Source organism: Pleomorphomonas sp. JP5 (assembly GCF_023721815.1).
GTDB lineage: Bacteria > Pseudomonadota > Alphaproteobacteria > Rhizobiales > Pleomorphomonadaceae > Pleomorphomonas.
This window is the reverse complement of sequence record NZ_JAMDLI010000008.1, coordinates 145,026-157,521: the sequence shown is the minus strand read 5'-3', so window position 1 is coordinate 157,521 and position 12,496 is coordinate 145,026. Positions and strand designations below refer to the sequence as shown.

At 64.3% G+C, this 12,496-nt stretch carries 12 protein-coding genes; 6 read left to right on the top strand and 6 right to left on the bottom strand.

What is annotated here, in order from left to right:
- Positions 1–29: 29 nt before the first annotated feature.
- Positions 30–1,286, bottom strand: coding sequence for an ABC transporter substrate-binding protein (locus M4J40_RS11955; RefSeq protein ID WP_251754390.1), 1,257 nt, complete (start codon positions 1,284–1,286; stop codon positions 30–32).
- A 50-nt stretch (positions 1,287–1,336) separates the two neighbouring features.
- The gene (locus tag M4J40_RS11950; protein WP_251754389.1) at positions 1,337–2,239 is read right to left on the bottom strand and encodes an N-acetylmuramic acid 6-phosphate etherase; all 903 of its coding nucleotides are present in this window, start codon (positions 2,237–2,239) and stop codon (positions 1,337–1,339) included.
- A 230-nt stretch (positions 2,240–2,469) separates the two neighbouring features.
- Between M4J40_RS11950 and M4J40_RS11945 the strand changes: the two genes are divergently transcribed.
- From M4J40_RS11945 to nagA, 3 genes are read left to right on the top strand one after another with little or no spacing between them, the layout of a single operon-like run.
- Positions 2,470–3,354 carry a BadF/BadG/BcrA/BcrD ATPase family protein gene (locus tag M4J40_RS11945; RefSeq protein ID WP_251754388.1) on the top strand — a complete coding sequence of 295 codons (885 nt, stop codon included), beginning with the start codon at positions 2,470–2,472 and terminating at the stop codon, positions 3,352–3,354.
- Complete coding sequence (locus M4J40_RS11940; protein ID WP_251754387.1) at positions 3,351–4,115, top strand: GntR family transcriptional regulator; 765 nt, start codon at positions 3,351–3,353, stop codon at positions 4,113–4,115. The genes M4J40_RS11945 and M4J40_RS11940 overlap by 4 nt, the downstream gene beginning before the upstream one ends.
- Positions 4,116–4,143: 28 nt before the next feature.
- Positions 4,144–5,289, top strand: coding sequence for an N-acetylglucosamine-6-phosphate deacetylase (gene nagA, locus M4J40_RS11935; protein WP_251754386.1), 1,146 nt, complete (start codon positions 4,144–4,146; stop codon positions 5,287–5,289).
- A gap of 11 nt (positions 5,290–5,300) precedes the next feature.
- On the opposite strand, the gene coaA is transcribed toward nagA, so the two are convergent.
- The 3 genes from coaA to hisF all read right to left on the bottom strand — a co-directional run bounded on the left by coaA (position 5,301) and on the right by hisF (position 7,463).
- The gene (gene coaA / locus M4J40_RS11930) at positions 5,301–6,254 is read right to left on the bottom strand and encodes a type I pantothenate kinase (RefSeq protein ID WP_251754385.1); all 954 of its coding nucleotides are present in this window, start codon (positions 6,252–6,254) and stop codon (positions 5,301–5,303) included.
- A gap of 97 nt (positions 6,255–6,351) precedes the next feature.
- Positions 6,352–6,681 (bottom strand): phosphoribosyl-ATP diphosphatase, encoded by a 330-nt coding sequence (locus M4J40_RS11925; RefSeq protein WP_251754384.1) that lies wholly within the window; start codon positions 6,679–6,681, stop codon positions 6,352–6,354.
- Between the two features lie 5 nt (positions 6,682–6,686).
- On the bottom strand, positions 6,687–7,463 hold the full coding sequence (gene hisF / locus M4J40_RS11920) for an imidazole glycerol phosphate synthase subunit HisF (RefSeq protein WP_251754383.1): 777 nt from the start codon (positions 7,461–7,463) through the stop codon (positions 6,687–6,689).
- 415 nt (positions 7,464–7,878) lie between these two features.
- On the opposite strand from hisF, the gene M4J40_RS11915 reads away from it, so the two are divergent.
- Positions 7,879–9,354, top strand: a complete 1,476-nt coding sequence (locus tag M4J40_RS11915; protein ID WP_251754382.1) for a PAS domain-containing methyl-accepting chemotaxis protein — start codon at positions 7,879–7,881, stop codon at positions 9,352–9,354.
- Between the two features lie 56 nt (positions 9,355–9,410).
- Here the strand turns inward: M4J40_RS11915 and M4J40_RS11910 are convergent, their stop codons facing one another.
- The gene (locus M4J40_RS11910) at positions 9,411–10,283 is read right to left on the bottom strand and encodes an SDR family oxidoreductase (protein WP_251754381.1); all 873 of its coding nucleotides are present in this window, start codon (positions 10,281–10,283) and stop codon (positions 9,411–9,413) included.
- 157 nt (positions 10,284–10,440) lie between these two features.
- Between M4J40_RS11910 and hslV the strand changes: the two genes are divergently transcribed.
- Positions 10,441–10,995 carry an ATP-dependent protease subunit HslV gene (hslV, locus tag M4J40_RS11905; protein ID WP_251755591.1) on the top strand — a complete coding sequence of 185 codons (555 nt, stop codon included), beginning with the start codon at positions 10,441–10,443 and terminating at the stop codon, positions 10,993–10,995.
- A gap of 66 nt (positions 10,996–11,061) precedes the next feature.
- On the top strand, positions 11,062–12,357 hold the full coding sequence (gene hslU, locus M4J40_RS11900) for an ATP-dependent protease ATPase subunit HslU (RefSeq protein WP_251754380.1): 1,296 nt from the start codon (positions 11,062–11,064) through the stop codon (positions 12,355–12,357).
- Positions 12,358–12,496: the final 139 nt, after the last annotated feature.

The following is a 12,496-nucleotide window of genomic DNA, read 5'->3' as shown; positions in this document are numbered from 1 at the left end:
AGCCCGCGCCGCCGTCTTGCTTCACGTCGTCACTTGGCCGGCTTGTACCAGCTGTCGAGGCCGTCCTGCAGCTTCTTGGCGGCGGCTTCCGGCGTGTCGGTGCCGTTGATGACGTTGGCCGATTCCGTCCAGGTCTCGTTCTCGAGGTTGGGCGTGCCGCGCGACAGGATCTGGTAGGTCGAGCGGATGGTCGGCTTGCAGGTCTCGCGCCAGGAAACGAACTCCTTGGCCAGCGGGTCGGTCATGTCGACGGCCGTCGAGTTCAGGCTGAAGAAGCCCGGCAGCGCGTTGGCATAGATCGAGGCGAACTCGGGCGAGGCGACCCACTCGAGGAACACCTTGGCCTCTTCCTTGTGCGGGCTGGCCGCGTTGAGGCCCATGGCGATGTCGTTGTGGTCGGAGATGTAGCAGGTGTCTCCGTCCTTGACGACCGGCGGCGGGAAGGCGCCGAGCTTCAGGCCGGCGGTGTTGAACAGCGAAATTTCCCACGAACCGGCCGGGTAGATGGCGGCGCGGCCAAGCGTGAAGAGATTCTGGCTGTCGGGGTAGGTCTGCGCCTCGAAGCCGTCGCCGAGATAGGGCTTCCACTTGGCGAGCACGCGATAGGGCTCGACCCACGGCTCGTCGGTCAGCTTCTGCGTGCCGGCGATCAGCGCCTTGCGGCCTTCCTCACCCTTCCAGTAGGTCGGGCCGATGTTCTGATAGCCCATCGTGGCCGCTTCCCACATGTCCTTGGTGCCCATGGCCATGGGGATGTAGGTGCCATCTTCCTTCAGCTTGTCGAGCACGGCAAAGAACTGGTCGACCGTCTTCGGAACCTCGGCGCCAATCTTCTCGAAGGCTTCCTTGTTGTAGATGAAGCCATGGATAACGGACGCCATCGGCACGCAGAAGGTCTTGGCGCCGTCGTCGGTGGTCCAGGCGGACTTGGCGACGTCAGAGAAGTTCTTCATGCCCTCGAGACCGGTCAGGTCCTCGAGCTTGCCCTTCTCGAACAGCTGCAGCGAGGTGTCGAACGGCCGGCAGGCGACGAGATCGCCGGCCGAGCCCGCGTCGAGCTTGGCGTTGAGCGCGGCGTTGTATTCAGTCGGCGCGCTCGGCGAGAAGGTCACCTTGATGCCGGGATGCTTGGCCTCGAAGGTCGGAATGATCTGCTCCTGCCAGATCTGAAGATCGTCGTTGCGCCAGCTCTCGATGTTGAGCGTGACGTCGGCGGCCATGGCCGAGCCGACGCCGGCGAGGATGCTCGATGCCAGCAGGGCACCCTGCAACGTAGTGCGATACATCGTCCGTCTCCCTTTGCTCGCGTCTTGATGACGCGCGTTGAGAACCCCGATTATAGTTTTGCGACGAGCGACATCGCCCGACGCAGGTTTTGGCCGGCCTCGACGAGAGCGGCATTGGCCGCCTCGATATCTCCCGCGCCGGCGGCGAGTAGAATGGCATGCTTGACCGAGCCACGGCTCTCCCGAAGGAGCCCTGTCGCCGTGTCGGTCGGAATTCCCGTGATATCTGACACGATGCGGGCGGCGCGCGCCGTGAGCTTGTCGTTGTCGGCCCTGACGTTGACCATGTGGCCGTCATGGACATGGCCAAGATGAACGGCCATCAGCGTCGACATCATGTTGAGGGCGATCTTCTGCGCCGTACCCGCGCCCATGCGGGTCGAGCCGGATATGACTTCCGGCGGTGTTTCGAGCAGCACGGCGACATCGGCGAGAAGAAGAAGCGGCGCGCCTTCGTTGTTGGCGATGCCGATCACCGTTGCGCCGCGCTCCCTGGCGAGGCGGGCGGCGGCAACCGTGTAGGGCGTCGAGCCGGACGCGGAGACCGCGATCACGCAATCGCCTCGTCCGATGCCAGTGGCCGCGAGGTCGGCGGCGCCTGCCTCGACATCGTCCTCGCCCACGCCGATCATGTCGACCAGACTGTCGCGACCGCCGGCCAGAACGACGACGGCCTCATTCAGGCCAATGCCGTAGGTGCCGGGCAGTTCCAGGCAGTCGGCGAGCGCCATCAGGCCCGAGCTGCCGGCGCCGATGTAGGCGAGGCGGTGACCCGATGTCAGGGCGGAGGCGGCTTTCTCGGCGGCGGCGGCAATGGCGGGTATGGCCGCTTCGACGCTACGCGCGGCATTCACCTGGGCGGCGGCAAGCACTTCGAGTATCCGCGTCGGCGGCAGGGTGTCGAACCCCTTCGCATTGACATCGCGATCCTCGGTGCCGAGCTTTGCCGTCATTCTGCCACTCCCCACTCGGCAATAATGCCAAAAAGCTACCACTTGTCTAGGGGGACAATCATACTTCGTTCATTTTTGCTCTAGCTTCAGCGGTCCTTAATGTGAGGCTCTTCGCATAAACTTTATAAAACAATGTGTTGTTTCGGTTTCCTCAAAAAAGCGCGGCTCGTCGACAACAAGTCGATTGGCAAATGGTATTTTTTTGGTACTTTCAATGGAGGAGGGCCGCGATGGTGGATTTCGTGATCGGCGTCGACGGAGGCGGGACGGGCTGTCGGGCGGCCGTGGCCGGCCGCAACGGACGCATCATTGCCACCGGCGCCGGTGGGGCGGCCAATGTTCTGAGCGATCGAGCCGGCTCTCTTTCCAACATTCAGGCTGCCATCGACGTGGCCATTGCCTCGGCCGGGCTGGACGGTGGAATACTCAGGCGCTCGGCGGTGGTGCTGGGGCTCGCCGGCAGCAACGTCGGGGATACCGCCGCTTTCATCGCCGCCTCTCTGCCGGCAGGTCGGGTGGAGGTCGTCTCGGACGGCCTCATTGCGCTTGAAGGGGCCATCGGCGGTGGCGACGGCGCTGTGGCCATTCTCGGCACTGGCTCGGTGTTCTTCGCGCGTGTCGGCGATGCCGTTCGCTCCTATGGCGGTTGGGGATTCGTGATCGGCGACTTCGGCTCGGGCGCCAGTCTCGGCCGGTCGGCGCTCGCCGCCACACTGCTCGCCTACGACCGCTTCGCTGCCTCATCCCCGCTTACCGATCGATTGATCGCCGAGTTTGGTGGTGCTCCCGGACCGATGGTCGAGTTTGCCCGGACGGCGACACCGGGCGAGTTCGGGCGCTTTGCACCGGCCGTCTTCTCGGCGGCCGAAGCCGGCGACACCGTGGCTCTCGACATCGTCAGGACCGCTGCCGCGTCGGTCGACCGGGCGCTGGACCGTATCGTCGCCGATGGCGCGGAACGCCTGGCGTTGCTCGGCGGCCTCGCGCCTCTTTATCCCGCCTATCTTGCCGAGCGGAACAGGTCGCGTCTGGTGGCGCCCAAGGGGAGCGCGCTCGACGGAGCCGTGGCGCTTGCCCACCGACTTTTCCTTGGCGAAGGTGGAGGCGCGGCATGAGCGGCGACATCTCCAGCATCCTGTCTCCAGAGCGATTGCAAGCCACTGCCACCGGACCTCTCTATCTCAAGCTGAGGCAGGCCATCGAGGCGGCCGTCGGGTGCGGTCAGCTCAGGCATGGCGACGCATTGCCGCCCGAGCGGGAAATCGCCGACTTCCTCAGCATCAGCCGCGTCACCGTTCGCAAGGCAGTCGACGAACTCGTCGAAGCCGGCCTCCTGGTGCGGCGTCATGGGTCCGGCACCTTCGTGGTCAAGCCGGTGGAGCGGGTGGAGCAATCACTCTCGCTGCTCACTTCCTTTACCGAGGACATGGCGCGCCGCGGCCTCAAGGCGAGCTCGCGCTGGCTCGATCGTGGGCTCCACCTGCCATCGCCGGAAGAGGCGATGATGCTGGGGCTGGCCGGCGGCGGGCGCGTCGCCCGGCTCGAGCGTCTCCGGATTGCCAATGATCTGCCGCTTGCCCTCGAACGAGCGTCACTTTCGGCCGAGGTGTTGCCCGATCCGGGCGCCGTGGACGGATCGCTCTACGAGACTTTGGCCCGAAGCGGCTACCGGCCCGTGCGGGCCGTGCAGCGCATATCGGCCTGCAACATACGTGGCCAGGACGCGGCCCTGCTCGGGGTGCAGACCGGCGAAGCCGGTCTGTCCATCGCGCGGATTTCCTATCTCGCTTCGGGGCGGGTGGTCGAATTCACCCGGTCGCTTTATCGAGCCGACGCCTACGACTTCGTCGCCGAGCTGACGCTTCCCCATTCCTGATCCGTCACCACACCAAGGAGACGTTCCCATGTCCGCCCTTCACATCCGTGGTATCCGCCTATTCGACGGCGACGCCTGGCACGACGACGCAGAGATTGCCGTGGAGGCTGGCCGCTTCATCGCCACCGACAACCTTCCAGCTGGCGCCGAGGTGATCGATGCCGGTGGTCTTCTGGCCGTGCCCGGCTTCATCGACCTTCAGGTCAACGGTGGCGGTGGCATCAACTTCAACGACGATCCAAGCGTCGCGACAATCAAACGCATTTGCACCGCCCACGCCCACTTCGGTACCACGGCGCTGTTGCCGACACTGATCACGGACCGCCGCGAAGCCCGCACCGAGGCCATCGCAGCCGGCAAGGCGGCGCGGGCGGATGGCGTGCCGGGCTATCTCGGCCTGCACCTGGAAGGGCCGCATCTGTCGGCGGCCAAGCGCGGCGTTCACGCCGTCGCCTACGTGCGGCCGATGGAGGAGGCGGACATCCGGGAGTTGATCGGTGCGATCAACGGCGCCGGCCCGACGATGTTGACCATAGCTCCTGAGTCGACGCCGGTGGAGGCCGTGCGCCTTCTCGCCGCTGCCGGCGGCATCGTCAGTCTCGGCCATACCGATTGCGACTACGACACGGCGCAGGCCTATATCGCCGCCGGCGTCAGCACGGCGACCCATCTCTTCAACGCCATGAGCCCGTTCGGTCACCGGACGCCGGGCATGGTGGGGGCGGTTCTGGACAGCGGGCTGTCGGCTGGTCTCATCGCCGACGGGATCCACGTCCACCCGGCGGCGGCGCGCGTGGCGCTCAGGGCCAAGCGCGAGCCGGGGCATATCTTCCTGGTCACCGACGCCATGTTGACCATCGGCACGGACCTGCCGGAGTTCGAGCTCAACGGTCGGACCATTTTCCGCCGCGACGGCCGTCTGGCGCTTGCCGACGGTACGCTGGCCGGCGCCGACATCGATATGCTCTCGTCGGTGCGTTACGCCGCCGAGCATTTCTCGATCGGCCTCGACGAAGCGATCCGTATGGCCACCGTCTATCCGGCCGAAGCCATGCGGATCGAGAGCCGCAAGGGTCGGGTCACGCCCGGCATGGATGCCGATTTCCTGCTGCTGACGCCGGATCTCGAGCTCAAGTCGACATGGATCGGCGGCAACAGGGTCTTCTCGGCCTGAGCCGCCCCCCTTCACAGCTTCCTGAGCATCACCTGCTCGATGGCGTGATTGGTGCTCTTGCGCAGAACGAGATCGGCCCGAAGGCGGGTCGGCTGGATGTTCTCGCGAAGATTGGCGAGGTTGATGCGCGTCCACAGGCCAAGGGCGGTGTCCAGCGCTTCTTCCTCAGAAATCTCGGCGAAGCGGCGGAAGTAGGACTGAGGGTCGCGGAAGGCGGTTTGTCTCAGGCGCATGAAGCGCTCGACATACCAGCGCTGCAGATCGGCCTCGTCGGCGTCGATGTAGATCGAGAAATCGAAGAAGTCGGAGACGAAGGGGATGCCACGTCCGTCGCGCGGCAACTTCCCGGTCTGGAGGACGTTGAGGCCCTCCAGAATCAGGATGTCGGGCTGATCGACGACGATGCGCTCGTCCGGCACGATGTCATAGACGAGGTGGGAGTAGACCGGCGCCCAGACGTTCGGCGTGCCGGCCTTGATGTCGGTAAGGAAGGAGAGCAGGGCCGCCCGGTCGTAGCTTTCCGGAAAACCCTTCTTCTCCATCAGGCCTTCCTCGCGCAGCACGGCGTTGGGAAACAGGAAGCCGTCCGTTGTGACGAGGTCCACCTTTGGCGACGAAGGCCAGCGCGACATCATCGCTCTCAGGATGCGCGCCGTCGTCGACTTGCCGACCGCGACCGAACCGGCGATGCCGATGATGAACGGCTTCTTGGCGTCGGAGCGCCCGAAGAAGCGGCGTGTGGTGGAATGCAGCGACTGCGCCGACTCGACGTAGAGCGAGAGAAGCCGCGACAGCGGCAGGAAGATGTCCGATACCTCGTCGAGCTGCACCGGGTCGTTGAGCGCGCGCAGGCGGATCACGTCCTCGAGCGTCAGCGTCAAGGGCATGCCGGCCCGTAGTACGGCCCAGTCGGCGCGTGTGTAGACTTCGTAGGGCGACAGCGCTTTCCGCACGAACTGTTCCATTCGTCACCATCTCCGGATCGCCTCGGGCGATCCGCTGATCTCAGATACATGGCGGGAATCGGCCGCCGGATTCGACCGGCGTGCCATGGTCTTGAGGTCAGTCGGCCGGTCGGCTGGCCTTTTCCTGCAGGCCGGACTGCGCCGTGCGGCGCTTGAGTTCGGCGAGCACTTCGTCGAGCGGGACGCCTTTCAGCGCCAGCACCACGACAAGATGATAGAGGAGATCGGCGCTCTCGTAGGTCAGGGCGTCGGCATCGCCGCTCACGGCGGCGATCACGCTTTCCACCGCTTCCTCGCCCAGTTTCTGGGCCGCCTTCGCAATGCCCTTGTCGGCCAGCTTGCGCGTGTAGGAGGTGGCGTCACCATTCTTGAGGCGGTCTGCGACGATCGCTTCGAGGTCGGAGAGGTTGAAGGTGCTGTCAGCCATGCCGATCATCCCTGAAGGCGGACGGGAACGCCGGCCGCGGCGAGATGCGCCTTGGCCTCGCCGATTGTGAAAGTACCGAAGTGAAAGATCGAGGCGGCGAGCACCGCTGCGGCGTGGCCGTCGCGAATCCCCTCGACAAGATGGTCCAGCGTGCCGACGCCACCCGAGGCGATGACCGGCACCGTGACCGCGTCGGCGATGGTCCGGGTCAGCTCGAGGTCGAAACCGATCTTGGTGCCGTCGCGATCCATCGAGGTGAGCAGGATCTCGCCCGCTCCAAGCGACACAACTTCCTGTGCATACTCGACGGCATCGATGCCGGTCGCCTGCCGCCCGCCGTGGGTGAACACCTCCCAGCGCGACTTGCCGTCGTCCGAAGAGACGCGCTTGGCGTCAATGGCGACGACGATGCACTGGTTGCCGAACTTTTCCGAGGCGCGGCGAACGAGGTCGCGGTCGCGGACAGCGGCCGACATGATCGACGCCTTGTCGGCGCCGGCCAGCAGCAGTTCCCGAATGTCCTCGACGGACCGCACGCCACCGCCCACCGTCACCGGCATGAAGCAGCGCTCGGCCGTACGACGGACGACATCGAGGATCGTGCCGCGATTCTCGTGGCTGGCGGTGATGTCCAGAAAACAGAGTTCGTCGGCGCCGGCCGCGTCATAGGCGGCGGCGGCCTCGACCGGATCTCCGGCATCAATGAGGTCGACGAAGTTGACCCCCTTGACCACCCGGCCGTCCTTGACGTCGAGACAGGGGATGACGCGTGCTTTGAGCATTGGGGGTCACCACAATTGAAATGCGACCATTTCTTATACGGCTCCAGGAACGGATGCCAGTCCCATGGCGCCGAACAGGCTTGCGATGGGCGGGAAGCGGCGAGCGGGTTCCCCGTGCCGTTGGGTGTGCTTCTAGCCCGTTGGCCATCTTCGGAAAGACTTTTCCACGTCCACAGCGTGGCCAGTTAAGAATATGCAGCCAAAAGTAGAAGATTTTACTTATCGGAGGCTTGCTCGGTATAAACTCTCCGTAAATAGATGATCAATTATCAAGGAGTGATGGGCGGTTTGGCGGTCGCCGGGCCGCCATTTTTCTAGGTTGTTATCGTTATATGAGCTGCGTAGTCACCTTTCTTGTTTCTTGAGGGTGAACATTGCGCGGCGATTGTTAGCAAAGAGGGTAGGAGCGAGGATCATGTGGCCCTTTTCAAGTCATGAGGCTGCGGTGCTTGCCGCTCTCGATCGGTCCCTGGCGGTCATCGAGTTCGATCCGACCGGAAAGATTCTCACGGCCAACGCCAACTTCCTGAAGGTCATGGGGTATGAGCTGTCCGAGATTGTCGGCAAGCATCACTCGATGTTCGTTGACCCCAAGGAGGTGCAGACCCCGGCTTACACCGCCTTCTGGCGCGATCTGCAGGCTGGCCGCTACATGTCGGCCGAGTTCCGCCGCATCGCCAAGGGAGGGCGCTCCGTCTGGATCCAGGGTACCTACAATCCTCTGCTCGACAAGTCCGGCAAGGTCTACCGTGTCGTCAAGTTTGCCACTGACGTCACCGATCGAAAGCTGGAGGACGTGAAGGTCCAGGGAGAGATCGCCGCCATCAATCGCGCTCAGGCCGTCATTTCCTTCGAGCCGGACGGGACGATCATCGAGGCCAACGAGAATTTCGAGAAGGCGCTCGGGTACAAGACCGCCGACATCGTCGGCAAGCATCACTCGATGTTCGTCACGCCCGAGGAACGCAACAGTCCATCCTACAAGAAGTTCTGGGAAGATCTTCGGGCTGGCCAGTTCAAGTCCGATGAGTTCCACCGGGTCGGTAAGGGGGGGCGGGACGTCTTCCTTCAGGCGACCTACAATCCGATTTTCGATGGCACCGGCCAGCTTGTCCGTGTCACCAAGTTTGCGACCGACATCACCGCCGTCATGGAGAGGCGGCGCAAGCGCCAGGCCGCCCAGACCGAGATAAACCGTGAGCTCGCCGAAGTGGCCGACATGATCGCCCGCTCGAACGCCGAGGCGGCAGGCGCCAACTCGACGGCGGGAATCACCGCGTCGAACGTCCAGTCGGTGGCTGCCGGCGCCGAAGAGCTCGTATCCTCCGTCGGCGAAATCAGCCGCCAGGTAAGCGTTGCCCTTTCGGTTTCCCAGGACGCCGTGACGCAGGCCGAGTCTGCCACGCAGGTGGTGTCGGGTCTGGCCACTGCGGCGCAGAAGATCGACCAGGTCGTCGAACTTATCAACACCATTGCCGGCCAGACCAACCTCCTGGCCCTCAACGCCACCATCGAGGCGGCGCGAGCGGGCGAGATGGGCAAGGGATTCGCCGTCGTTGCGCAGGAAGTGAAGCAGCTCGCCGCGCAGACATCGAAGGCGACGGAAGAGATCGCCAGCGAAATCGCCGCGGTGCAGACCATCTCGTCCAAGGCGGTTCAGTCCATTGATGGAATCACCGCCATCATCACCCGTATCAACGACATCTCCTCGTCGATCGCAGCGGCGGTCGAGGAACAGGCGGCCGTGACGCAAAACATGTCCGGCAGCATGCATACCGCCGCCAGCGGCGTCGAGGATATCGCCAAGGCTCTGGCCGACATCAGCAGCTCGACGCAGTCTATCGACGAGGCGGCCAACAAGTTGCAGAGGGCGGCGTCAACGCTCGCCTGATCGCCGCTCTCAAATCGGCGCAATCCGCCCGTCGCCGTTGGTGACGGGCGTTTTGTTCAGCGCCAAGTGCCTTCCGCCCACATGCGCGCGAAAGCTGTCCGGTAGTCGGGATAGGCGTAGGCGAGCCCGAGTTCGGATTTGCTCTTGCCGTTGGCCACCCGCTTGTTCTCGCCATAGAAACTGCGAGCCATGGGCGAGAGGTCCGCTGTCGCGAAGTCTTGCTCGGGTGGCGGCTCCACGCCCATCAGCTTGGCGGCGTAGCTCACAACGTCCTGCGGCGGCGCGGGCTCGTCGTCCGTTATGTTGAACAGGCCGCTGGAGCCCGTTGCAAAGGTCCGTTCCACGGCGGCGGCTATATCCTCGACATGAATGCGGTTGAACACCTGCCCTGGCTTGACGAGGCGGCGAGCGCTGCCCTCGGCAAGGTTGACGAACCCATTACGACCGGGGCCGTAAATGCCGGACAGGCGCAGCACGGCGACGAACGCGCCGGTGGTTTCGCCAAAAGCCAGCCACTCGTTCTCAGCCTTCACACGGGCGAGCGACCGGGCGCTTCTGGGCCGGCACTCGGACGTCTCGTCCACCCAGGCGCCGTCATGGTCGCCATAGACGCCGACCGTCGAGAGATAGGCGACGGAGACGAGCGATTTCTCGGCGGCGAGCGCCTCGGCGAGCACGGGCAGGACGCGGTCGCCGCCATCTTGTCCTTCTGCCGGGGCGATGGAAACGAGAACGTGGGTGACGCCGGCAAGCGCCGGCCTCAGGGCCTCCGCCGCCTCCGGCGATCCATCGAAAAGGTGCATTTCGGCGAGCGTTGACATCCCGGTTGCCTTTGCCGCGGAGCGGGTCGTGCCGACCGCTTCGTCGGGCGAGAGGCGGCGCAACGCCGCCTTGGCGCTGTAGCCGAGGCCGAAGGCCATGAGCTTCATGACGGATCTCCTGAAGGTCGGGACGGTTTCGGAACCGTGATGTGGGCATTGCCAGAGGCAAGTTGCATAGAGGCATTTCCGTCCTACATAAAGGCGTCATTCAGGGACGGTTCCCACGCTTCGGGTGGTTGGCCGTTGCCGCAAGGAGCATCTCATGATGGAACACACGAATCCGTCCACCTGGTACGGCACCACCATCGTCTCGGTTCGCAAGGACGGCAAAGTGGTGATCGCGGGCGACGGACAGGTTACCCTCGGCGCCACCGTGATCAAGCACACGGCACGCAAGGTGCGTCCGCTCGGACGCGGCGACGTGATCGCCGGTTTTGCTGGCGCCACCGCCGACGCCTTCACGCTCTTCGAGCGCCTGGAAGCCAAGCTGGAACAGTATCCCGGCCAGTTGATGCGCGCCTGTGTCGAACTCGCCAAGGACTGGCGCACCGATCGCTATCTTCGCCGCCTCGAGGCGATGATGATCGTTGCCGACGCCAACGTGACGCTTGTGCTGACCGGCACGGGCGACGTGCTCGAGCCCGAGGGCGGTATTGCCGGAATCGGCTCGGGCGGTACCTATGCGCTCGCCGCAGCTCGCGCGCTTGCCGACAGTGACCAGGACGCCGAGACCATCGCCCGCAAGGCGATGAAGATTGCCGCCGACATCTGCGTCTATACCAACGAGAACGTCGTCGTCGAAAGCCTGCTCAAGGCCTGAGTTCCATCCCTCCGGATCGCTGGCCCGCGCGCGCCACTCCGGGATGCTTCTTCCAAGGACAAGACCATGCCCGATTTTTCGCCTCGCGAAATCGTCTCCGAACTCGACCGTCACATCGTCGGCCAGAAGGACGCCAAGCGCGCCGTCGCCATCGCGCTGCGCAACCGCTGGCGCCGCCTTCAGCTCGATCCCTCGCTGCGCGAGGAGGTGCTGCCCAAGAACATCCTGATGATCGGCCCCACAGGTGTCGGCAAGACGGAAATCTCCCGTCGCCTCGCCCGGCTCGCCAACGCGCCCTTCGTCAAGGTCGAGGCCACCAAGTTCACCGAGATCGGCTATGTCGGCCGTGACGTCGAGCAGATCGTCCGCGATCTTCTCGAGGTCGGTATCTCGCTCGTCCGGACGCAGCGACGCAAGGACGTCGAGGCGAAGGCCCATCTCGCCGCCGAGGAACGGGTGCTCGATGCATTGGTAGGAACGTCCGCCAGCCCGTCGACGCGCGACGCCTTTCGCAAGAAGTTGCGCTCCGGCGAACTCGACGACAAGGAGATCGAGGTCGAACTGACCGCCAGCGCTAGTCCGGGTGGCATGGAGATACCCGGCATGCCGGGCGGGCAGGTGATCAACCTCTCCGAGATGATGCAGAAGATGATGGGCGGAGTGAAGAAGACCCGCCGCGTTTCCGTGAAGGACAGTCACGATCTGCTCACCGCCGAGGAGGCAGATAAGCTGATCGATCAGGACAAGATCGTGGCCGAGGCGATAGAGTCGGTGGAGAACAACGGCATCGTCTTCCTCGACGAGATCGACAAGATCTGCGCCAAGGACGGCCGCGACGGATCGGTATCGCGCGAGGGTGTGCAGCGCGACCTTCTGCCACTCATCGAAGGCACGACGGTGTCCACCAAGCATGGCTCGGTGAAGACCGACCACATCCTGTTCATCGCATCCGGCGCTTTCCATGTCGCCAAGCCGTCGGATCTCCTGCCCGAACTCCAGGGCCGCTTGCCGATCCGCGTCGAGTTGAAGCCGCTCGACAAGGACGATTTCCGCCGCATCCTGACCGAGCCGCAGGCAAGCCTGATCAAGCAGTATGTGGCGTTGATGGAGACCGAGGGCGTGGCGCTGGTCTTCACCGACGATGCCATCGACGCCATCGCTGAGATCGCCGTCCACGTCAACGCGACGGTCGAGAACATCGGCGCCCGGCGTCTTCAGACGGTGCTTGAGCGGATCCTCGACGACATCTCGTTCTCGGCCCCCGACCGGTCGGGAGAGGTGATCACCGTCGACGGCGCCGCGGTCCGGGCGGCGCTGGGCGATCTTGCGAACAACACCGATCTCAGTCGCTTCATCCTCTGATATCCCTGCCTCCGGGGGAGAGCTGGCGTTCTTTTCCGGAGGAATCCGGCCAGGAGACGCGCTGACAGTGCGCGCTCCGGCCGGGCCCTGGCGTGTCGAATGGTTCTGAAGCGCAAGTTTCTTGTTGTTCTCAAGGGTT

Coding starts and splice junctions, on each gene's coding strand:
- hisF (WP_251754383.1), bottom strand. CDS start 7,463: ATGCTCAAAGCACGCGTCATCCCCTGTCTCGACGTCAAGGACGGCCGG.
- M4J40_RS11955 (WP_251754390.1), bottom strand. CDS start 1,286: ATGTATCGCACTACGTTGCAGGGTGCCCTGCTGGCATCGAGCATCCTC.
- hslU (WP_251754380.1), top strand. CDS start 11,062: ATGCCCGATTTTTCGCCTCGCGAAATCGTCTCCGAACTCGACCGTCAC.
- M4J40_RS11945 (WP_251754388.1), top strand. CDS start 2,470: ATGGTGGATTTCGTGATCGGCGTCGACGGAGGCGGGACGGGCTGTCGG.
- nagA (WP_251754386.1), top strand. CDS start 4,144: ATGTCCGCCCTTCACATCCGTGGTATCCGCCTATTCGACGGCGACGCC.
- M4J40_RS11915 (WP_251754382.1), top strand. CDS start 7,879: ATGTGGCCCTTTTCAAGTCATGAGGCTGCGGTGCTTGCCGCTCTCGAT.
- M4J40_RS11940 (WP_251754387.1), top strand. CDS start 3,351: ATGAGCGGCGACATCTCCAGCATCCTGTCTCCAGAGCGATTGCAAGCC.
- hslV (WP_251755591.1), top strand. CDS start 10,441: ATGGAACACACGAATCCGTCCACCTGGTACGGCACCACCATCGTCTCG.
- M4J40_RS11910 (WP_251754381.1), bottom strand. CDS start 10,283: ATGAAGCTCATGGCCTTCGGCCTCGGCTACAGCGCCAAGGCGGCGTTG.
- M4J40_RS11950 (WP_251754389.1), bottom strand. CDS start 2,239: ATGACGGCAAAGCTCGGCACCGAGGATCGCGATGTCAATGCGAAGGGG.
- coaA (WP_251754385.1), bottom strand. CDS start 6,254: ATGGAACAGTTCGTGCGGAAAGCGCTGTCGCCCTACGAAGTCTACACA.
- M4J40_RS11925 (WP_251754384.1), bottom strand. CDS start 6,681: ATGGCTGACAGCACCTTCAACCTCTCCGACCTCGAAGCGATCGTCGCA.